Genomic DNA, 20735 nt, shown 5'->3' with positions numbered 1-20735 from the left:
CGGGGGTCTCCTCCGCTCGGCGAAAGTGCCTGCTCCCGGCCTCAATGTGTCGATTCGTGCGGCAGGGCGCAATGTTTCCCCGTCTGTGCCCCGAGCGCGCAATGATCATTCGTCGATGCGCAACAACGATGCATTACGAGCGCGAAGTCCGGCCCTTAGGCTCGTGCCCCGTACCAGGAGTGGCGGCGACCGCCTGCTCGGCGGTTCCCCTTCCCCCGCGGGTGTGACGCAACCCACCCGCGAGCCGCCGCGAGTCGCCGTCGTTCGACCCGCAGCCACGAAGGAGCCGTACGCAGTGCTGGACCAAGGCGCAGCCCCTCCCGCCACCGAGCCATCCGCGACGAAGGCGTCCCGGCTCTCCGCACTCACCCGCCGCAAGTCGGTGGACACGCTGGTCGCAGAGGGTGGGAAGGGTGAGGGCGGCACGCTCCGCCGCTCCCTGTCCATGTGGCAGCTGACCATGATCAGCATCGGCGCCACGCTCGGCACCGGGATCTTCGTGGTCCTCGGCGACAGCGTGCCCAAGGCCGGCCCGGCCGTCACCCTGGCGTTCGTGCTCGCCGGACTGACCGCTCTCTTCTCGGCACTGTCGTACGCCGAGCTGGCCGGCTCCATACCGGTCGCGGGCTCCTCGTACTCGTACGCGTACGCAACGATGGGTGAACTCGTCGCCTGGGTGTGCGGCTGGTGCCTGGTCCTCGAGTACGGCGTGTCGGTGGCCGCCGTGGCCGTCGGCTGGGGCGAGTACCTCAACGAGCTCCTCGACGGAACCATCGGCGTCACGATCCCGGCCGTGCTCTCCTCGGCGCCCGGTGAGGGCGGCATCATCAACCTGCCCGGCCTGATCGTCGTCCTCCTCGCCATGGTCTTCCTGCTCGGCGGCGCCAAGGAGTCCGCCCGCGCCAACACGATCATGGTCGTGGTGAAGATCGCCGCACTGGTCCTCTTCTGCGCGGTCGGCTTCATGGGGTTCAAGTCCGGCAACTACGCCGACTTCATGCCGCTCGGCATGGCCGGCGTCAGCGCCGCCGGAGCGAGCCTGTTCTTCTCGTACATCGGCTTCGACGCCGCCTCCACCGCCGGTGAGGAGGCGAAGAACCCGCAGCGCGACCTGCCCCGCGCGATCATGCTGTCGCTGATCATCGTCACCGCGCTCTACGTCCTGGTCGCCGCCGTCGCCGTCGGCGCCTGGAACTGGAAGGAGTTCGAGGGCTCCGAGGCATCCCTGACCGCGATCATGAACGACGTCAGCGGCCAGACGTTCTGGGGCACCCTGCTCGCCGCCGGCGCCGTCATCTCCATCGCGAGCGTGGTCCTGACCGTGCTCTACGGCCAGACCCGCGTGCTGTTCGCGATGTCCCGCGACGGCCTGGTCCCCAAGGCCTTCGGCAAGGTCAGCGGCAAGACCGGCACCCCGCGCCTCAACACGGTCATCGTGTCGCTGTTCTGCGGCGCCCTCGCCTCCGTGATCCCGCTCGGCAAGCTCGTCGACGCCACCAGCATCGGCACGCTCTTCGCCTTCGCCCTGGTCAACATCGCGGTGATCGTGCTGCGCCGCACCCGCCCCGACATGCCGCGCACCTTCAAGGTGCCGCTGGGCTGGCTCTTCCCGGTGCTGGGCTTCCTGTTCTGCGCGTACAACATGTTCAGCCTCGACTCCGTCACCTGGGTGGTCTTCGGAATCTGGATGGCCGTGGGTCTCGTGTTCTACTTCCTCTACGGCATGAGCCGCTCCCGTTTGGCCACCGCAGAGAAGTGACCCACCCCCAGTGCGACTGAACGATCTCGACGAACGTATCGTCCACGCCCTCGCCGAGGACGCCCGCCGGTCCTACGCGGACATCGGCTCGCTCGTCGGTCTGTCCGCGCCCGCCGTCAAGCGGCGCGTGGACCGGCTGCGGGCGGAGGGAGCCATCACCGGCTTCACGGTCCGGGTCGACCCGGCGGCGCTCGGCTGGGAGACCGAGGGCTTCATCGAGATCTACGCACGCGGCAACACCTCGCCGGAGACCATCCAGCGTGGTCTGGAGCGCTACCCGGAGATCGCGTCCGCGTCCACCGTCACGGGGGACGCGGACGCGATCGTCCAGGTCTTCGCCTCCGACATGCGCCACTTCGAGCGCGTGCTGGAGCGCATCGCCGGGGAACCGTTCGTCGAGCGCACCAAATCGGTGCTGGTGCTCTCACCGCTCCTGCGGCGCTTCTCGTCCGGCTCACCGGCCTAGGGCCCGCCGGCCCCGCTCCTCCGGACGGCGCCCCGCTGCTCCGGACGGCGCCCCGCCCCTGCGGTGTGGCCGCGGCCCGGCGCCCCCTCCACCACCCCCGCGACCTGATCGCCGACGCCTCCGCGGCGCGGCCGGGGCACCCGTACGGCCCCACCGGCACAGGCGTGCAACGAATCGCCGCCGAGGGTGCCCTACGCGCAACGGATCACTCGCCGGTCCGCAACGCTCACGCCTTGTCCGGGAAGAACACCGGACCGTACCGTTTTGAACGTCTTCGCGACGCCTTCCCCTCCCCGTTACGCACCCGACAGAGGTCTGCCGATGCCGCCGCTGCGCACCGCCCTGCTCCAGAGCTCCGGACAGCCCGGTGACGTCGCCGCCAACCTCAAGGCCCTCGACCAGGCCGCCGCCCGCGCCGCCGCCACCGGCGCCGGTCTGCTGGTCGCCCCCGAGATGTTCCTGACCGGGTACGCGATCGGCGACGACGTCGCCCGGCTGGCCGAGCCCGCCGACGGCGACTCCGCCGACGCCGTCGCCGACATCGCCGAGCGCCACGGCCTCGCCGTCGCGTACGGGTACCCGGAGCGCGACGGCGAGGCCGTGTACAACTCCGCGCAGCTGATCGGACCGGACGGCACCCGGCTCCTGAGCTACCGCAAGACCCACCTCTACGGCGGCTTCGAGACCGCCTCCTTCACCCCCGGCGACCAGCCGGTCGTCCAGGCCGAGCTCGGCGGACTGCGCGTCGGCCTCATGATCTGCTACGACGTGGAGTTCCCCGAGAACGTCCGGGCGCACGCCCTGGCCGGCACCGAGCTCCTCCTCGTGCCCACCGCGCTGATGCACCCCGCCGAGGTCGTCGCCGAGTCCGTCGTACCGGTGCGCGCCTTCGAGAACCAGCTGTACATCGCGTACGCCAACCGGACCGGGCAGGAGGGCGAGTTCGAGTTCGTCGGCCTGTCCGCCCTCGCCGGCCCCGACGGCACCGCCCGCGCCCGCGCCGGCCGCGCCGAGGAACTGGTCACCGGCGACGTCGACCCGGAGCTGCTGCGCGCCTCGCGCGAGGCCAACCCCTACCTGCGCGACCGCCGCCCCGGCCTCTACACCTCCCTGATCTGAGCTTCCCCCTCCGCACCAGCTTTCCCCGCAAGGAGTCCGTACCCCATGACGTCCACGGTGCCCACCGCCGTCCAGCACACCGACGCGCAGCCGCCGATCACCATGTTCGGACCGGACTTCCCGTACGCGTACGACGACTACCTGGCCCACCCGGCCGGGCTCGGCCAGATACCCGCGACCGAGCACGGCACCGAGGTCGCCGTCATCGGCGGCGGGCTCTCCGGCATCGTCGCCGCGTACGAGCTGATGAAGATGGGCCTCAAGCCCGTCGTCTACGAGGCCGACCAGATCGGCGGGCGGCTGCGCACCGTCGGCTTCGAGGGCTGCGACCCGTCGCTGACCGCCGAGATGGGCGCCATGCGCTTCCCGCCCTCCTCGACCGCGCTCCAGCACTACATCGACCTCGTGGGGCTGGAGACCCGGCCGTTCCCGAACCCGCTGGCCGAGGCCACCCCCTCGACCGTCGTCGACCTCAAGGGCGAGTCGCACTACGCGCAGACCATCGAGGACCTGCCGCAGGTCTACCGCGACGTCGCCAAGGCGTGGAACGACTGCCTGGAGGAGGGCGCGGACTTCTCCGACATGAACCGCGCCATGCGTGAGCGTGACGTCCCGCGCATCCGCGAGATCTGGGCGAAGCTCGTCGAGAAGCTCGACAACCAGACCTTCTACGGCTTCCTGTGCGAGTCCGAGGCGTTCAAGTCCTTCCGCCACCGGGAGATCTTCGGCCAGGTCGGCTTCGGCACCGGCGGCTGGGACACCGACTTCCCCAACTCCATCCTGGAGATCCTCCGCGTCGTCTACACCGAGGCCGACGACCACCACCGCGGCATCGTCGGCGGCTCCCAGCAGCTCCCGCTGCGCCTGTGGGAGCGCGAGCCGGAGAAGATCGTCCACTGGCCGTACGGCACGTCGCTGAAGTCGCTGCACGAGGGCGACCCCAGGCCCGCCGTCACCCGCCTGCACCGCACCGCCGGCAACCGCATCACCGTCACCGACGCCAACGGTGACATCCGCACGTACCAGGCGGCGATCTTCACCGCCCAGTCCTGGATGCTGCTGTCCAAGATCGCCTGTGACGACTCGCTGTTCCCCATCGACCACTGGACGGCGATGGAGCGCACCCACTACATGGAGTCCTCCAAGCTGTTCGTCCCGGTCGACCGGCCGTTCTGGCTGGACAAGGACGAGGAGACCGGCCGGGACGTCATGTCGATGACGCTCACCGACCGCATGACCCGCGGTACGTACCTCCTGGACGACGGCCCCGACAAGCCGGCCGTCATCTGCCTGTCGTACACCTGGTGCGACGACAGCCTGAAGTGGCTGCCGCTGTCCGCGCAGGAGCGCATGGAGGTCATGCTCAAGTCGCTCGGCGAGATCTACCCGAAGGTCGACATCCGCAAGCACATCATCGGCAACCCGGTGACCGTGTCCTGGGAGAACGAGCCCTACTTCATGGGCGCGTTCAAGGCGAACCTGCCCGGCCACTACCGCTACCAGCGCCGTCTGTTCACGCACTTCATGCAGGACCGGCTGCCCGAGGACAAGCGGGGCATCTTCCTCGCGGGCGACGACATCTCCTGGACGGCCGGCTGGGCCGAGGGTGCCGTGCAGACCGCGCTGAACGCCGTGTGGGGCGTCATGCACCACTTCGGCGGCGGGACGGACGCCTCGAACCCCGGCCCGGGCGACGTCTACGACGAGATCGCGCCGGTCGAGCTCCCGGAGGACTGAGCCACCAGCGGGGTGAGCAGCATCCGGCCCACCAGGCCGACGGAGCGGTCGAGGCGTTCGGTGAACTCCTCGGCCAGCTCCGGCAGCCGCCGCAGCCGGGTCAGCTGCCACAGGGTCCGGGCCGCGAGCCACGCTCCGTCCCGGGCCCGCTCCAGGCTCCAGCAGCCCAGCAGATGCGTCAGCGGGTCGGCGATCTCCAGCAGATCGGGGCCCGGCATCAGCTCTTCGCGGATGTGCTCCTCCAGCACCGCGAGGACATCGCCCACCTGGTCGAAGTCCTTCTCCAGGTCGGGCGGTTCGCAGCCGAGCGTACGGCAGGTGTCCACCACGGCCAGCGCCAGGTCGTGCCCGATGTGCGCGTTGATACCGGCCAGCGCGAACTGCAGCGGCCGTAGGCCGGGATGGCGCCGCGCCTGGAACAGCGGCCGCCAGCACGCCGGCGGGACACCGCCCGCGCACGCGGTGTCCACAGCCGTCAGATAGCGCTCGGCGAACAGCACGTCCAGCGTGGCGGCGGCCCGCCGGTCCCCGAACGCGCCCGCGTCGATCCGCCGGTCGATCTCCTCCGTGACCGCCAGGTAGACGCGGTTGAAGACCGCTACGCCGTCCTCCGGCGGCCACAGCGAGCGGAACGCGCGCATCCGTGCCACGACCGGACCGACCGACGGGGTGCGGGCGGTGAACTGCTCGATCTGCCCCATGGGGGCAGCCTCCCAGTCGGTACCCTCACGGAGGTGTCATCGCGCCGGGCTTCCCCGAAACGGGGGAACGCAGCCGGGGACCGGCGGGGCACCGTGGGGGAGGGGGAGCGGAGTGTCAGGCGTGCGCGCACAGCGCCGGGCCGAGCGGCGCAGGCGGATCGAACGGCGCCGGGCCGCGCGCCGCCACACGATGGCGGCGCTGGCGTCGGCGGTGGTCGCCGCCGGCACGGTCGGCGGGCTGTTCACCGCGACCGGCGGCGGGCGGGACGGCACGGCCCGGGTACCGGAGGCCGTCAGCAGCGCCGCGCCCGTGCCGCTGCCCGCGCGGCCCACCGCGGTCCCGTCGCCGCCCTCGTCGTCGCCGCCCGCCGCGGCCACCGCCCCCGCGCGTCCGCCGGCCCGGCCCTCCCCGCGTCCCGCGCCGAAGGAGAAGCGGGCCCCGGCGTCCCCCGCCGCATCGGCGGAGCTCTACCGCCACCCGCAGTCGCGGGTGCTGGACTGGGTGCGCGCCCACCGCGACGATCCGCGCCGACCGCTCATCGAGGCGCGCATCGCCGCGCAGCCGGCCGCGGTCTGGTTCGCCGAGTACGACCCCGGCACCATCACCGGCAGGGTCCGCGCGGTGACCTCCGGCGCGGCCGCGGCCGGCCGGACACCCGTTCTCGTGCCGTACGCGATCCCCGACCGGGACTGCGGGGGAGCGTCGCGGGGCGGCGCGCCCGACCTCGCCGCGTACGACGACTGGGTGGGCGGGTTCGCGGCCGGGCTCGGCGACGGGCCGGTGGTCGTGGTCCTGGAACCGGACGCGATCGCGCTGGCGGACTGCCTCTCGGAGGAGCAGCGGGCGGCCCGGTACGCCGCGCTGGGCCGCGCGGCCAGAACCCTCAAGGGCGCCAACCCCCGGGCGAGGGTCTACTTCGACGCGGGCCACTCCGGGTGGCACCCCGCCGGGAAGATGGCCGCCGCCCTGCGCCGGGCGGGGGCCGGGACCAGCGGCGACGGCATCTTCACCAACGTCTCGAACTTCCACCGCACCGCCGACGAGGTGGCCTACGCCCGGCGCGTCCTCGCGGAGTTGGGCGGGCCGTCGCACCTGGGCGCGGTGATCGACACGAGCCGCAACGGCAACGGGGCGCCCCCGCCGGGCGAGTGGTGCGACCCGGCCGAGCGCGCGCTGGGCCGCCCGCCGACGACCTCGACGGGCGAGCCCCGCATCGACGCCTATCTGTGGGTCAAGCTGCCGGGGGAGTCGGACGGCTGCAAGGGCGCGGCCGGCACGTTCACCCCGGAGTACGCCTACGACCTCGCGACCGGCTGACCGCCGTCGTCACGGCCGCCGCCGTTGTCGTCGTCGTACGCGCTGGTGCCTGCGTCCAGCAGGGGCTCCTGCTCCTTGAGATGGGGCGGGGCGAAGGCGCGCAGGACGTGGTAGCCGGTGATGACCACGATCGTGCCGAGGGCGATGCCGCCCAGTTCGAAGTTGTCGGAGATCTTCAGGCTGACCCCGCCGACGCCGATGATGATGCCCGCGGCGGCCGGGACCAGGTTCAGCGGGTTGCGCAGGTCGACGCCGGAATTGATCCAGATCTGCGCGCCCAGCAGGCCGATCATGCCGTACAGGATGACGGTGATCCCGCCGAGCACACCACCGGGGATGGCGGCGACGACCGCGCCGAACTTGGGGCACAGCCCGAAGAGGAGGGCGAAGCCGGCCGCGGCCCAGTAGGCGGCGGTCGAGTAGACGCGGGTGGCGGCCATGACGCCGATGTTCTCGGAGTAGGTCGTGTTCGGGGGGCCGCCCACGGCGGTGGAGAGGATCGAGGCGGCGCCGTCGGCCGCGATGGCGGTGCCCAGCTTGTCGTCGAGCGGGTCACCGGTCATCTCGCCCACGGCCTTGACGTGTCCGGCGTTCTCGGCGACCAGCGCGATGACGACCGGGAGGGCGACGAGGATCGCGGACCACTCGAAGGCCGGGGCGTGGAACGACGGCAGCCCGATCCAGTCGGCCTGGGCGACGCCGGACAGGTCCAGCCGCCAGTGGTCCACGGCCTCGGGGCCGCCCAGCGGGGAGTGGATCTTCCCGAGGACGAGGTCGGAAACCCAGGAGACGGCGTAACCGAAGACCAGCCCGAGGAAGATCGCCACGCGGGACCAGAATCCGCGCAGGCAGACCACGGCCAGGCCGGTGAACAGCATCACCAGCAGCGCGGTCCACTGGTCCTGCGGCCAGTACGTCGACGCCGTCACCGGTGCCAGGTTGAACCCGATGAGCATGACCACGGCGCCGGTCACCACCGGCGGCATCGCGGCGTGGATGATCCGCGCGCCGAACCGCCGCACCGCCAGGCCCGCCAGCAGCAGCACGACGCCGACCGCCAGCACGGCGCCGGTGACCGTGGCGCTGTCACCGCCGGAGGCGCGGATGGTGGCGGCCACGCCGACGAAGGAGAGCGAGCAGCCGAGGTAGCTGGGTACCGTGCCGCGGGTGGCGAGCAGGAAGATCACCGTCGCCACGCCCGACATCATGATCGCGAGGTTGGGGTCGAGCCCCATCAGCACGGGCGCGACGAACGACGCTCCGAACATGGCCACCACGTGCTGTGCGCCGAGTCCGACGGTACGGGGCCACGAGAGCCGTTCGTCGGGGCGGACGACGGCTCCGGGAGCGGGTGTCCGTCCGTCGCCGTGCAGGGTCCAGCGCACGCCGAGGTTCATGGGGGGTGGCTCCAGTTCTCCGGTTCGGGCGGCCACGCCGTGGGGCCGGATCCCGGCCGGGGCGCGGCCGAAAAAGACCAGCGGCCATGGTAGACGGCCCCGGACACGGCCCTGGTGGCAGCCGCGGGGGCCGCGTCCGGGCCCCCGTCCGGGACCCGCTCCGTGCCCGCCCGGAGGTCCGGGGTCAGCCGCGGGTCTTCTCCCCGAGTGCCGTGCTCGACGGCGTGCGCGTTGTCCGGTCGCCGGTGCGCAGGACCCCCGCGCCGAGCACCAGGCCGAAGGCCAGGAGCGTCACCAGGCCGAACGACACCGTCAGGGACGTCACGTCGGCCACCCCGCCGATCGCCGAGGGGGCGATGAGCCCCGAGGTGTACGTGATGGTCGCGACACCCGCGATGGCCTGGCTGGGGTTCGGGCCGCTGCGCCCGGCCGCGGCGAAGGCCAGGGGGACGACGACGGCGACGCCGAGCCCGATGAGCCCGAAGCCCGCCATCGCGGCCACCGGGTGGGAGGCCAGCACGACCAGGACGCCGCCCGCCGTCGCCGCGAAGCCGCCGACCCGCACGGTGCGCACCGCGCCGAACCGGTCGACGACCTTGTCGCCGACCAGCCGGGCCACCGCCATCGTCAGCGCGAAGGCGGTGGTCGAGGCGGCCGCGAGCCCCGCCGACGTACCGAGTTCGTCCTTCAGGTGGACCGCCGACCAGTCGAGGCTCGCGCCTTCCGCGAACACCCCGCAGAAGCCGATCGCGCCGATCACCAGGGCCGACCTGGGCGGCAGGGCGAACCGCGGCGGAGGCTCCTCGTCCGGTGCGCTGCGCAGGTCCAGGACGCCCTGGCAGAAGAACAGGCCGAGGGCGGTGAGGACGACGGCCGCGACGAGGTGGTGCAGCCGGGCGTCGCCGCCGAGGTGCGCGGCGAGCGTGCCGGAGGCGGAGCCGATCAGCGCACCCACGCTCCACATGCCGTGCAGGCTGGACATGATCGACTTGTCGAGCCGGTTCTCGACCTCGACGCCCAGCGCGTTCATCGCCACGTCGGACATGCCGGCGGCGGCGCCGTAGACGAAGAGCGCGCCGCACAGCGCGTAGACGTCCGGGGCGAGAGAGGGCAGGACCAGCGAGAGGGTCCACAGCGCGAGCAGGCCGCGCAGGGCGGTGCGCGCGCCGAAGCGGTGGCTGATCGCGCCCGCCAGCGGCATCGCCACCGAGGCGCCGATCGCGGGGAAGGCGAGCGCGAGCCCCAGCAGGCCGGCACTGACCCCGGAGTGCTCCTGGATCCAGGGGATCCGGGTGGCGAAGCTGCCGGTGACGGCTCCGTGCACACAGAACACGGCCGCGACCGCGAATCGTGCCCGCCGCAGCCTCTCCTGGCTGAACTCCTGTCCCTGTGCCACAGGCCCTCCCCGGATCCGTCCGTCCTTCCCCGTCCCGGTAAATTATCAGGAAGGCTGCCTGATAGTAAGTTGATATGACGAGTTCTGAGAGGATCACGTCATGCCCGCATCGCCCAGCACCGCCCGGGCCATCAACGACCGCCTCGCCCTGCGACTCCTCCAGGACGAAGGGCCGTTGACGGCAGGTCAGCTGAAGGAGCTGACAGGACTGTCCCGCCCCACGGTCGCCGATCTGGTCGAGCGGCTCCAGGGCTCCGGGCTGATCCAGGTCGTCGGCGAGACGGGCGCGGACCGGCGCGGCCCCAACGCCCGGCTGTACGGCATCGTCGCCGACCAGGCCCACCTCGCCGCCCTCGACGTCCGCACGAGCAGCGTCTCCGTCGTCGTGACCGACCTGCTGGGCGTCCCGCTCGCCGAGGCGTCCCTGCCCATGCGGGCCGACGACCCGGCCACCGGTACCAGCACCGGGACGGAGCCGGCGGTGGAACGCGCGGCGGCCCTGCTGGAGCGCACCGCCCGCCGGGCCGGCGCGACCCGGCTGCACAGCGTCGGCATCGGTGCGCCGGGGCTGATCGACCCCGTCACCGGCGAGCTGCGCGACTCGGCGAAGCTGCCCGCGTGGCACCGGCGGCTGGTGCCGGTCCTGCAACAGCGGCTGCCCGCCGCCACCGTCCACGTCGAGAACGAGACCAACGTCGCGGCCGTCGCGGAACAGCGCGAGGGGGTTGCGCGCGACCGCGACACCTTCGTCCTGCTGTGGCTCGGACACGGCGTCGGCGCGGCGGTCGTGCTCGACGGCAGGCCCCGGCGGGGGGCGTCCGGCGGTGCCGGCGAGATCGGCTTCCTGCCGGTGCCGGGAACCGGGACGCTGCCCTCGGCCACCGGCTGCGAGGGCGGCTTCCACGCGCTCGCCGGTTCGGCGGCGATCCTCGCCCTGGCGGGGGAGCACGGCCTGGCGGCGGCGGGTGACGGCCCCGTTCAGGAGCCGCCTGGCGCGGTGGTGGTCCGCGGAGCCCTCGCCGCGGGGGCCGGTGTCTTCCTGGACGCGCTCGCCGAGCGCATCGCCCTCGGCGCGGCCGCCGTCACCGCGGTCCTCGACCCTGGCTGCGTGGTCCTCGGCGGCGAGATCGGGCACGCGGGCGGCCCGGCGCTGGCGGCCCGCGTGGAGGCCCGGCTGACCGCCCTCTCCCCGCTGCGCACCGAGGTCCGCGCGAGCACCCTGGGCGGCGCGGCGGTCCTGCGCGGAGCGCTCCTGACGGTGCGCGACAAGGCCCAGGACGAACTGTTCGCCCCCACGCGCTGACACCCCCGCCCGGGGCCGCGGCACGTCGGCGGCCACCGCGCCCGGCACGTGCCCGGACCGCCCGGAGGCGGCCGGGCACCACCCGCCCGCGCCGCCCGGCACGTGCCCGGACCGCCCGGAGCCGGCCGGGCACCACCCGCCCGCGCGGGCAGCGCCGACGAGGACCCGGCGGGCGGTACCGACGAGGCCCCGGCCGGCGGGCGGGCACGCGTCCTGGGCGGTCTCCCCGGCCTGCCGCGGCGGAGCCGGGCATCCGGTGCGCGGAGCCGGGCGGACGGGAGCGGTGGGCCAGGGCGGACGGGAGTGGTGGGCGTGCCGCTGGGCGGCGGCGCTGCCGGCGTACTCGGCCCGGATTCCTCCGGGGACGCGGGCGTCCGGACACCGCACCTCGCGGCGTTGACGTCGGTCGCCAACGCTCCGCAGCCCGCGCCCGGCCCGGCGTGGGACGCGGAGAGGCCCGGCGGTGGCAAGGGCCGTTCTCCACCGCCGGGCTCCGTCCCGTCACACGGTCAGCAGGCGCCGAGGTCCTGCCAGACACCCCACTCGCCGGTGGTGCCGGGCTCCTCGCCCTTGGTCCACCACTTCGCCTTCCACGTGCGGGACGCATGGGACACCGTGGACCCGCCGCCGTACTCGGCCGTCGCGCTCCAGGCGGGCGCGGTGCACGCCCCCGGGGTCGGCGTGGGCGTCGGGTTCGGGCCGGTCGGGTCCGGCGACGGCGCGGAGCCGGACCCCGGCTCGGTCACCGTCGTGCCCCGCGCCAGGTCACCGGCGAGTGCGTACGTGGTGCCGCCGATGTTCACGGTCCAGTTCCACGGCGTCGACACCGGCAGGTAGTAGTTGAAGGACAGCTCCACCGAAGCGCCGGGCGCCAGCGTCTGCCACGCCGGGAGCTTCAGCGAGACCCGGTGGAAGTCGCCCTTCAGGCCCCCCGCGTTGGTGCCGGTGTGGTCGCTGCTGATCACCTTGGTGCCGAAGCCGGACTGGTCCGAGGCGTTGCCCGGGGCCGATGTGGAGTAGTCGAACTGGAACTCCGTACCGCCCGGCAGCGTCGTCCTCGTGTTGTTGGTGATCTTTACCTTCGGTGTGATCGGGTAGTTGGAGTCGCCGAGCTTGAACTCGCCGAACTCGACCCCGATGTTCACGGCCTTGGTGGGCAGCGCCTTGTTCGAGACCTTCGCGCCGTACGGCGTGGCCGCCTTGAACTTGTCGTACATCAGGGACGTCAGCGTGGAGCCGGGCTCGTACTGGCCCTTGGCGGCGTTCCAGCCGTAGTCGCCGGCCAGCTCCCACACCATCGTGCCGCCGATGCCCTTGTCGACCACGTAGTCGGCCTTGCGGGCCACCGACTGCTCGTCCTCCGTCGACAGGAAGACCTTCTTCTCCGCGTTCCACAGCCACGGTGCCACCAGCGTGGAGTCGTACTTGCGGGCGTAGGTGCCGGTCAGCCTGGTGTCGGCGCCGAAGCCGTACTTCGGCAGGTAGTCGCCGAGGACGCCCTTCTCCAGGTTCTTGGCGTGCCACATCGGGTTGGAGCCGGCCGGGGACTCCTTGCCGTTGTCGTCCTTGTCGTGCCACAGGTTGTCGATGCCGACGGCGCCGTCACCGCACTTGGTCAGGCCGGACCCGGCCGGGCAGGTGGTCGCCGCCGCCCTGCCCCACAGCCCGTCCGTCCCGCCCTGCACGTTCTTGAAGCCGCGCGTGTAGTACGGCAGGCCGATGTTGATGCGGCCGGCCGGCATGGAGCCGCGGAAGTAGTGGTACGCCCAGTCGGTGTTGAGGTACCCGATGCCGCCGTACTGCTGGCTGCCGTAGACGTTCGCCGCCGCCAGCTCCGCGTCCTTGCCGTCGTCGAAGAGGGAGGCGTTCGGGCCGACGTACTCGTTCCAGGCGCCGTGCAGGTCGTAGGACATGATGTTGACGTAGTCCAGGTACTTCTGGACCTGGAAGGTCTCCATGCCGCGCAGCAGGTAGCCGGAGGAGGGGGCGGCGACGGTCAGCAGGTAGTGCCTGCCGTCGGCCGCGCCCGCCCGGTCGAGCTTCTCGCGCAGCGTCTTCATCAGCGCCGCGTAGCCCTTGACGAGCCCCGCGCGGCGGGCGTTGGAGACGGAGTGGTCCAGCGGGTTGCCCGCGTCCTTCATCGAGGTCGGGTACTCGTAGTCGATGTCGACGCCGTTGAAGCCGTACTTCTTGATGAAAGCGACCGCCGAGTCGGCGAAGGTGTCGATCCCCGCCTGGTTGACCGAGCCGTCCGCGTTGGTGGCCATCGAGTAGAAGCCGCCGGAGTCGACGCGCTTGCCGCTGTCGTCGAAGTACCCGCCGGTCTCGGCCCAGCCGCCCACCGAGATCAGCGTCTTGACGTCCGGGTGCTGCTTCTTGAACTTGTTCAGCAGGTTGAAGTGCCCCTTGTACGTGTACGAGGGGTCCATCTCGGCGCCCGCGACGCCCGGCCAGGTCATGCCGGTGGCGGCGTTCGCCGGGCCGTCCGTGCCGACCGACAGCCGGTTGCCGGAGTCGATGTGGCCGAAGGCGTAATTGATGTGGGTGACCTTGCCCCACGGGATGTCCGGGGCCAGATAGGCGGGCGTGCCGTCCTTGCCGGTGCGCCAGCCGGTGAAGTAGCCGATGACGCGGCGCTGGTGGTCCGCACCCATCTTCTCGCGGCCCTCGGCGTCGTACACGGAGCAGTATGGGACGTCGACTCCGGAGCTCTTGTACAGGCCGTCGGGGCGACAGGATTCGTGGTCGGTGGCGGCGTGCGAGACGCCACCGGAGAGCGAGCCGAGCAGGAGCCCGGCGACGGCGGCACCCGTCGCGAGCAGCGTGGCTCTCGCGCGGTTTCCCGCGCGGGTGGGGGACAGCACGGTCGGTTCCTCCTGGGGAGGTGGGGACACACAACTGACGAGGGGAAGGGCTCGAGTTGAGGCCCTGGCGTGCGCACACCGGCGGGCCGCTCCATGGAGGTGACGCAGACATTAAAAGGACTAGACCAGACGGTCAATAGGTCTGGACCACTTCATCCGACCGGTCGGCCTGTGAGCCAGGACACAGCATTCACCCGCATGGGCGAGGACCGGCCGTGGCACACTTGCCCTGTATCAGCAGCAGCGCACTCCGGGGTCGGTGCAATTCCGAACCGGCGGTTACAGTCCGCGACCCGGCCGCATCCAGTGGCCGGTTGACCAGGTGAAATTCCTGGACCGACGGTGAAAGTCCGGATGGGAGGCAGTGCGCGGCGGGCGACCCTCACGGGTGTGTGCCGGCCGTATGTCCGCTGGTCGCCGTCCACCGGCGACCGGTGTCCTCGGCGCAGGCGACCCCGTGCGATGTCGTTCCGCTCCCTGTCGTCATCGGCAGGCCCCGGAGTCCGCGCCCGAAGAGGCAGGAGGACCCGGTGGCCCCCGCAGCGGACGCCCCCACGGCCGACATGGCCGCCATGCGCCGAGCCGTCGCGCTCGCCGCCCGCGGCCTCGGCTCCACCAGCCCCAACCCCGTCGTCGGCTGCGTCATCCTCGACGCCTCCGGCCACCAGGTCGGCGAGGGCTGGCACGAGCGCGCCGGCGGTCCGCACGCCGAGGTCCACGCCCTGCGCCAGGCCGGCGTCCTCGCCCGCGGCGGCACCGCGTACGTCACCCTCGAACCCTGCAACCACACCGGCCGTACCGGACCCTGCGCCCAGGCTTTGATCGAGGCCGGCATCGCCCGGGTCGTGTACGCGGTCGGCGACCCGGACCCGCAGGCCACCGGCGGTGCCGCCACCCTGCGCGCGGCCGGCGTCGAGGTCGTGGCCGGGCTCCTGGAGGCCGAGGCCGAGGCCGGCAACGCCGCCTGGCTCACCTCCGTACGCCGTGGCCGCCCCTACGTGCTGTGGAAGTACGCCGCCACCCTCGACGGCCGCATCGCCGCGCAGGACGGCACCAGCCGCTGGATCAGCTCGCCCGAGTCCCGCGCCGACGTCCACCGGCTGCGGGCCGAGGCCGACGCCGTGATCGTCGGGTCCGGTACCGCCCGTGCGGACGACCCCCACCTCGCCGTCCGCGGCCTCGAAGGCGTCGTCCAGCCGCTGCGCGTCGTGGTCGACACCGAGGCCACCGCCGTGAAGCCCGGCGCCCGCGTCCTGGACGACGCGGCGCCCACCCTGGTCGCGATCGCCGAGGACGCCACGACCGGTCTGCCCGACAGCCGCGTCGTACGGCTCCCCAGGGACGGCCGGGGCCTGTCCGTGCCGGCGCTGCTGGCCGCCCTGCACGAGCGGGGCGTCCGCTCCGCGCTGCTGGAGGGCGGACCGGCCCTCGCCGGATCCTTCGTCGCCGCCGGCGCCGTCGACAAGGTCGTCGGCTACCTCGCCCCCGTCCTCCTCGGGGCGGGACCCGCCACCCTCGCCGGCGCCGGCATCACCACCCTCGCCGACGCGCTGCGGCTCGACGTCACCGAGACCGTACGCATCGGCCCCGACCTCCGTATCACTGCCACCCCCAAGGAGCGCTGAGCGTGTTCACCGGAATCGTCGAAGAACTGGGCGAGGTCACCGCCGTGGAGACCCTCGGTGACGCCTCCCGCTTCCGTCTGCGCGGCCCCCTCGTCACCGAGGGCGCCAAGCACGGCGACTCGATCGCCGTCAACGGCGTCTGCCTCACCGTCGTGGAGACCGCCGACGGCGAATTCACCGCCGACGTCATGGCCGAGACGCTCGACCGCTCCAGCCTCGGGGCGCTGACCACCGGCTCCCGGGTCAACCTGGAGCGGCCCACGGCGGTCGGCGACCGGCTCGGCGGGCACATCGTGCAGGGCCACGTCGACGGGACCGGCACGGTCCTCGCGCGCACGCCCTCCGAGAACTGGGAGATCGTGAAGATCTCCCTCCCGGCCGGCCTGAGCCGCTACGTCGTCGAGAAGGGCTCCATCACCGTGGACGGCGTCAGCCTCACCGTGGTCGAGGCCGGGCGCGAGCACTTCACCGTCAGCCTCATCCCGACCACCCTCGGGCTGACCACGCTCGGCATCAAGCAGCCCGGCGACCCGGTCAACCTCGAGGTCGACGTGATCGCCAAGTACGTCGAGCGGCTCGTCGGGGACCGGAACGGGGGGACCGACCGGTGAACTGGCTCAACGCGGAGGCCTTCACCGCCTTCGGGCAGCACATCAAGTGGTCCGACATGGCCGGCAACACCATCGGCCTCGTCGCCCTGGTGCTCGGCTGGCGGCGCTCCCTCCTCACCTGGCCCGTGCAGTTCCTCTCGGGCCTCATCCTCTTCGCCGCCTTCGCCGGCCACCTCACCGGCAGCGCCGGCAAGCAGGTCGTCGTCATGGCCGTCGCCGCCTGGGGCTGGTGGCAGTGGAGCCGCGGCCGGCAGCGGAGCCAGGACGGCTCGATCGCCGTGCGCTTCGCCACCTGGCGCGAGCGCGGCCTGATGGCGGGCGGCGCGCTCGTCGGCACCCTGGCCGTCGGCGGCCTGTTCACCGCCTACCCGTCGCTGTCCTGGGACCCGTGGCCGGACGCGTACATCTTCGTCGGCACCCTGGTCGCCATGTACGCCCAGGCCCGCGGCATGGTCGAGTTCTGGTTCGCCTGGCTTCTCGTGGACCTGGTGGGCGTGCCGCTCAACTTCACCAACGGCTACGCGTTCTCCGGCTTCGTCTACGTCATCTATGGTGCGCTCGTCCTGTGGGGCCTGCGCGACTGGTGGCTGCGCTCCCGCGCGAGCGAGTCCCCTCTGGAAGGAGCACCCGCATGACCGCCCGCCCGTCTGCCTCCGCCGTCCCGGACGAGCCGGTCCGCGCCGCCGCTCCGAGCTCCCTCTGGGACGTCACCGACCTCGCCCTCGACCCGGTCGAGCAGGCCGTGCGCGACATCGCCGCCGGCCGCCCCGTGGTGGTCGTCGACGACGAGGACCGCGAGAACGAGGGAGACCTCGTCATCGCCGCCGAGAAGGCCACCCCCGAGATCGTCGCCTTCATGATGAGCGAGTGCCGCGGCCTGATCTGCGCGCCCATGGAAGCCGACGAGCTCGAGCGCCTCCAGCTGCCGCAGATGGTCACCGACAACACCGAGTCGATGAAGACCGCCTTCACCGTCTCGGTCGACGCGGCGCCCGTCCACGGCGTCACCACCGGCATCTCGGCCGCGGACCGCGCCACCACCCTCCAGCTGCTGGCCGGCGGCGTCGCCGGACCCTCCGACTTCGTCCGCCCCGGCCACGTCTTCCCGCTGCGGGCCCAGCCCGGCGGCGTCCTCGTCCGCAACGGCCACACCGAGGCCGCCGTCGACCTGGCGCGCCTCGCCGGACTGCGCCCGGCGGGCGCCATCGTCGAGATCGCCGGCGAGGACGGGGTCATGCTGCGGCTGCCGGAGCTCGTGCCGTTCGCCCGCAAGCACGGCCTGACGATCATCTCGATCGAGGACCTCATCGCCTACCGCCGCAGCAACGAACCGACCGTCCGCCGCGAGGCCGAGGTCAGCCTGCCGACGGCGTACGGCGACTTCACGGCGTACGGCTACCGCTCCACCGTCGACGGCGTCGAGCACGTCGCCCTCGTCCACGGCGACATCGGCGACGGCGAGGACGTCCTCGTCCGTGTCCACTCCGAGTGCCTGACCGGCGACATCTTCCACTCGCTGCGCTGCGACTGCGGCCCGCAGTTGCAGGCCTCCATGGAACGCGTCACCGAGGCCGGCCGCGGCGTCGTCGTCTACCTGCGCGGCCACGAGGGACGCGGCATCGGCCTGCTGTCCAAGCTGCGCGCGTACGAACTCCAGGAGCGCGGCCGGGACACCCTCGACGCCAACCTGGAGCTCGGCCTGCCCGCCGACGCCCGCGACTACGCCGCCGGTGCGCAGATGCTCACCGACCTGGGCGTACGCAGTCTTCGGCTGATGACCAACAACCCGGAGAAGACGAGCGCGCTCGTCCGGCACGGCCTGACCGTCAACGGACGCGAGCCGATGCCCGTCCAGGCCGGGGAGCACAACCTGCGGTACCTGCGCACCAAGCGCGACCGGATGGGCCACGACCTGCCCTGGCTCGACGCCGCCGCCGGCGCGTCCCCCTGCCACAACCAGTAAGACCCACCAGATCAGACCGGAACAGAAGCACGAGGAGAGTACGCACGTGAGCGGCAAGGGCGCACCCGAACTGAGCGTGAAGAACTGCGGCGACCTCCGGGTCGCCGTGATCGCGGCGCAGTGGCACGAGAAGATCATGGACGGCCTCGTCAACGGCGCCCTGCGCGCCCTGCACGAGCTCGGCATCGACGAGCCGACCCTGCTGCGCGTCCCGGGCAGCTTCGAGCTCCCGGTCGTCGCCAAGGTCCTCGCCGGCCGCGGCTACGACGCCGTCGTCGCGCTCGGCGTCGTCATCCGGGGCGGCACCCCCCACTTCGAGTACGTGTGCCAGGGCGTCACCCAGGGCCTCGTCCAGGTCTCCGTCGACACCGGCGTCCCCGTCGGCTTCGGCGTACTGACCTGCGATACCGAGGAGCAGGCCCTGGACCGGGCCGGCCTGGAGGGCTCGAACGAGGACAAGGGGCACGAGGCGGTCACCGCCGCCGTCGCCACCGCCGCCACACTGCGCACCGTCAGCGAGCCCTGGCGCTGAGTGCGCGCGCGGCACCCCGTACTCTTAGGACCATCATGGCGAACAAAACCTTCGAAGAGCTCTTCGCCGAGCTGGAGCTCAAGGCCAAGACCGGCGACCCCGCCACCTCCCGTACCGCCGAGCTGGTGGACAAGGGCGTCCATGCCATCGGCAAGAAGGTCGTCGAGGAGGCCGCCGAGGTCTGGATGGCCGCCGAGTACGAGGGCAAGGAAGCCGCCGCCGAGGAGATCTCGCAGCTGCTGTACCACGTCCAGGTGATGATGGTCGCGCGCGGGATCTCCCTCGACGACGTCTACGCCCACCTCTGAGCCCGCCCGCTCTTCGCACAGAACTCCTTTTCACAGTTAGGAAGCCCACCCCATGCTGCGCATCGCCGTCCCCAACAAGGGTTCACTGTCCGGACCTGCGTCGGCGATGCTCCATGAGGCCGGCTACCAGCAGCGCAAGGAGTCCAAGGAGCTGGTCCTGGTCGACCCGGAGAACGAGGTCGAGTTCTTCTACCTCCGCCCCCGCGACATCGCGATTTACGTCAGCTCCGGCAAGCTCGACATCGGCATCACCGGCCGCGACCTGCTGCTCGACTCGGGCGCCAACGCCGAGGAGATCCTCCAGCTCGGCTTCGCCCGCTCGACCTTCCGGTACGCCACCAAGCCGGGCACGGCGAGCGGCCCGGCCGACTTCGCCGGCATGACGATCGCCACCTCCTACGAGGGGATCGTCGCCAAGCACCTCGCCGACCAGGGCGTCGACGCGTCCGTCGTCCACCTCGACGGCGCGGTCGAGACCGCCATCGAGCTCGGCGTCGCCCAGGTCATCGCGGACGTCGTGGAGACCGGCACGTCCCTGCGCAACGCGGGCCTGGAGGTGATCGGCGAGCCGATCCTCACCTCCGAGGCCGTCGTCATCCGGCGTACCGGCGCCCCCGCCGACGACCCGAAGGTGGAGCAGTTCCTGCGCCGCCTCCAGGGCGTCCTGGTGGCCCGCTCCTACGTGATGATGGACTACGACTGCCGGGTCGAGCACCTGGAGCAGGCCGTCGCCCTCACTCCGGGGCTGGAGTCGCCGACCGTCTCCCCGCTGCACCACGAGGGCTGGGTCGCCGTCCGCGCCATGGTCCCCGCCCGGGAGGCCCAGCGCATCATGGACGACCTGTACGCCCTCGGCGCACGCGCGATCCTGACGACCGAGATCCACGCCTGCCGCCTCTGAGCGCACCGGCACCCCAGGTCGAATGAAACAGGTCGAAGCGGATATGTCCGACATCCAGCTCCCCGCCCTCCCGGTCACGTTCCGGCCCACCCGCACCCGGGTGGTCCTGCTGACCGTCGGCGCCCTCATGTTCGCCGTCATCACGGCCGTCGCCCTGATGCTGGAGAAGCTGGGCCCGGGCGAGCGCGCGAGCTTCGTCTTCGTCGCCGCGCTCTTCTACGGCGTCCTGGCGCTGCTGAGCCGCCCGAAGGTCGTGGCCGACGACACCGGCGTCACCGTCGTCAACCTCACTCGGACGCGCCGGCTGGCGTGGCCGGAGATCCTGCGGGTCAACCTGCGCGAGGGCGACCCCTGGGTGTTCCTCGACCTCAGTGACGGCACGAGCCTGCCCGCGCTCGGCATCCAGCCGGGCATCGGCAAGCAGCAGGCCATCCGCGACGCACGCACCCTGCGGGCTCTCGCCGAGACCCGCGGTACGGGCACGGAAACAGCCTGACCCGGCGCCGGGCAGCCCGGCCCCGGCAGGCCGCTCCCTTCCCGTCCCCGTCCCTGCCCGTCCCCCGGACGGACGCAAGCCCCCTGCCCCACCGGCCCCGCGCGTGATTACTCTTGTGGCGGTGGCGCCGAGCGCGCCACCGCCTCGCGCACACGGCAGCACCACCTTCGCCGGCGGGGCACCTGCGACCCGAGGAGTGATTCCCTCCAGCAATGGACGGATCGTCCGGTAGTACCTGC

General features: G+C 72.3%; 18 protein-coding genes and 1 riboswitch. Of the genes, 14 read left to right on the top strand and 4 right to left on the bottom strand.

Annotation, left to right across the window (positions count from 1 at the left end):
• Nucleotides 1–295 precede the first annotated feature (295 nt).
• The 4 genes from IH00_RS0127455 to IH00_RS0127440 all read left to right on the top strand — a co-directional run bounded on the left by IH00_RS0127455 (nucleotide 296) and on the right by IH00_RS0127440 (nucleotide 5081).
• The gene (locus tag IH00_RS0127455; protein ID WP_031078197.1) at nucleotides 296–1759 is read left to right on the top strand and encodes an amino acid permease; all 1464 of its coding nucleotides are present in this window, start codon (nucleotides 296–298) and stop codon (nucleotides 1757–1759) included.
• 10 nt (nucleotides 1760–1769) lie between these two features.
• Complete coding sequence (locus IH00_RS0127450; RefSeq protein WP_031078195.1) at nucleotides 1770–2225, top strand: Lrp/AsnC family transcriptional regulator; 456 nt, start codon at nucleotides 1770–1772, stop codon at nucleotides 2223–2225.
• 321 nt (nucleotides 2226–2546) lie between these two features.
• Nucleotides 2547–3344: a carbon-nitrogen hydrolase family protein gene (locus tag IH00_RS0127445; protein ID WP_031078193.1), complete on the top strand. Its 798-nt coding sequence runs from the start codon at nucleotides 2547–2549 to the stop codon at nucleotides 3342–3344.
• 45 nt (nucleotides 3345–3389) lie between these two features.
• Nucleotides 3390–5081, top strand: a complete 1692-nt coding sequence (locus IH00_RS0127440; RefSeq protein ID WP_031078191.1) for a flavin monoamine oxidase family protein — start codon at nucleotides 3390–3392, stop codon at nucleotides 5079–5081.
• Here the strand turns inward: IH00_RS0127440 and IH00_RS0127435 are convergent.
• On the bottom strand, nucleotides 5042–5782 hold the full coding sequence (locus tag IH00_RS0127435; protein ID WP_052411678.1) for a DUF5995 family protein: 741 nt from the start codon (nucleotides 5780–5782) through the stop codon (nucleotides 5042–5044). The genes IH00_RS0127440 and IH00_RS0127435 overlap by 40 nt on opposite strands.
• 112 nt (nucleotides 5783–5894) lie before the next feature.
• Here IH00_RS0127435 and IH00_RS0127430 point away from each other — a divergent pair, with 112 nt between their 5' ends.
• The gene (locus IH00_RS0127430; RefSeq protein WP_420710926.1) at nucleotides 5895–7100 is read left to right on the top strand and encodes a glycoside hydrolase family 6 protein; all 1206 of its coding nucleotides are present in this window, start codon (nucleotides 5895–5897) and stop codon (nucleotides 7098–7100) included.
• Here IH00_RS0127430 and IH00_RS0127425 read toward each other — a convergent pair.
• A complete protein-coding gene (locus IH00_RS0127425) occupies nucleotides 7079–8497 on the bottom strand; it encodes a uracil-xanthine permease family protein (RefSeq protein WP_031078188.1) in 1419 nt (472 codons plus the stop codon). The genes IH00_RS0127430 and IH00_RS0127425 overlap by 22 nt on opposite strands.
• Nucleotides 8498–8681: 184 nt before the next feature.
• A complete protein-coding gene (locus IH00_RS0127420; protein ID WP_031078186.1) occupies nucleotides 8682–9893 on the bottom strand; it encodes an MFS transporter in 1212 nt (403 codons plus the stop codon).
• A 100-nt stretch (nucleotides 9894–9993) separates the two neighbouring features.
• Here IH00_RS0127420 and IH00_RS0127415 point away from each other — a divergent pair, with 100 nt between their 5' ends.
• A complete protein-coding gene (locus IH00_RS0127415; protein ID WP_031078184.1) occupies nucleotides 9994–11196 on the top strand; it encodes an ROK family transcriptional regulator in 1203 nt (400 codons plus the stop codon).
• Between the two features lie 509 nt (nucleotides 11197–11705).
• Here the strand turns inward: IH00_RS0127415 and IH00_RS0127410 are convergent.
• Entirely contained in the window at nucleotides 11706–14060 is a 2355-nt protein-coding gene (locus IH00_RS0127410) for a chitinase C-terminal domain-containing protein (RefSeq protein ID WP_031078183.1), read from the bottom strand.
• Between the two features lie 241 nt (nucleotides 14061–14301).
• Nucleotides 14302–14432: riboswitch (FMN riboswitch) on the top strand.
• Nucleotides 14433–14623: 191 nt separating this feature from the next.
• Between IH00_RS0127410 and ribD the strand changes: the two genes are divergently transcribed.
• Genes ribD through IH00_RS0127370 form a run of 8 tightly spaced genes read left to right on the top strand, consistent with a single transcriptional unit; the run spans nucleotide 14624 to nucleotide 20496 of the window.
• Nucleotides 14624–15685, top strand: coding sequence for a bifunctional diaminohydroxyphosphoribosylaminopyrimidine deaminase/5-amino-6-(5-phosphoribosylamino)uracil reductase RibD (gene ribD / locus IH00_RS0127405; protein WP_031078182.1), 1062 nt, complete (start codon nucleotides 14624–14626; stop codon nucleotides 15683–15685).
• A gap of 2 nt (nucleotides 15686–15687) precedes the next feature.
• Nucleotides 15688–16296 (top strand): riboflavin synthase, encoded by a 609-nt coding sequence (locus tag IH00_RS0127400; protein ID WP_031078181.1) that lies wholly within the window; start codon nucleotides 15688–15690, stop codon nucleotides 16294–16296.
• The gene (locus IH00_RS0127395; protein WP_031078180.1) at nucleotides 16293–16931 is read left to right on the top strand and encodes a nicotinamide mononucleotide transporter family protein; all 639 of its coding nucleotides are present in this window, start codon (nucleotides 16293–16295) and stop codon (nucleotides 16929–16931) included. Before IH00_RS0127400 ends, IH00_RS0127395 begins: the two co-directional genes overlap by 4 nt.
• Nucleotides 16928–18259 (top strand): bifunctional 3,4-dihydroxy-2-butanone-4-phosphate synthase/GTP cyclohydrolase II, encoded by a 1332-nt coding sequence (locus IH00_RS0127390; protein WP_052411677.1) that lies wholly within the window; start codon nucleotides 16928–16930, stop codon nucleotides 18257–18259. Before IH00_RS0127395 ends, IH00_RS0127390 begins: the two co-directional genes overlap by 4 nt.
• Before the next feature lie 46 nt (nucleotides 18260–18305).
• On the top strand, nucleotides 18306–18791 hold the full coding sequence (gene ribH / locus IH00_RS0127385; RefSeq protein WP_031078177.1) for a 6,7-dimethyl-8-ribityllumazine synthase: 486 nt from the start codon (nucleotides 18306–18308) through the stop codon (nucleotides 18789–18791).
• Nucleotides 18792–18826: 35 nt separating this feature from the next.
• On the top strand, nucleotides 18827–19099 hold the full coding sequence (locus tag IH00_RS0127380) for a phosphoribosyl-ATP diphosphatase (protein ID WP_031078175.1): 273 nt from the start codon (nucleotides 18827–18829) through the stop codon (nucleotides 19097–19099).
• A 52-nt stretch (nucleotides 19100–19151) separates the two neighbouring features.
• Nucleotides 19152–20000, top strand: a complete 849-nt coding sequence (hisG, locus tag IH00_RS0127375; protein ID WP_031078174.1) for an ATP phosphoribosyltransferase — start codon at nucleotides 19152–19154, stop codon at nucleotides 19998–20000.
• Between the two features lie 22 nt (nucleotides 20001–20022).
• Nucleotides 20023–20496, top strand: a complete 474-nt coding sequence (locus IH00_RS0127370; protein WP_234334982.1) for a PH domain-containing protein — start codon at nucleotides 20023–20025, stop codon at nucleotides 20494–20496.
• Nucleotides 20497–20735: the final 239 nt, after the last annotated feature.

This window comes from Streptomyces sp. NRRL S-118 (assembly GCF_000716335.1).
Lineage (GTDB): Bacteria > Actinomycetota > Actinomycetes > Streptomycetales > Streptomycetaceae > Streptomyces.
The sequence above is the reverse complement of the archived record's forward strand: the minus strand, read 5'-3'. Positions and strand labels throughout refer to the sequence as shown.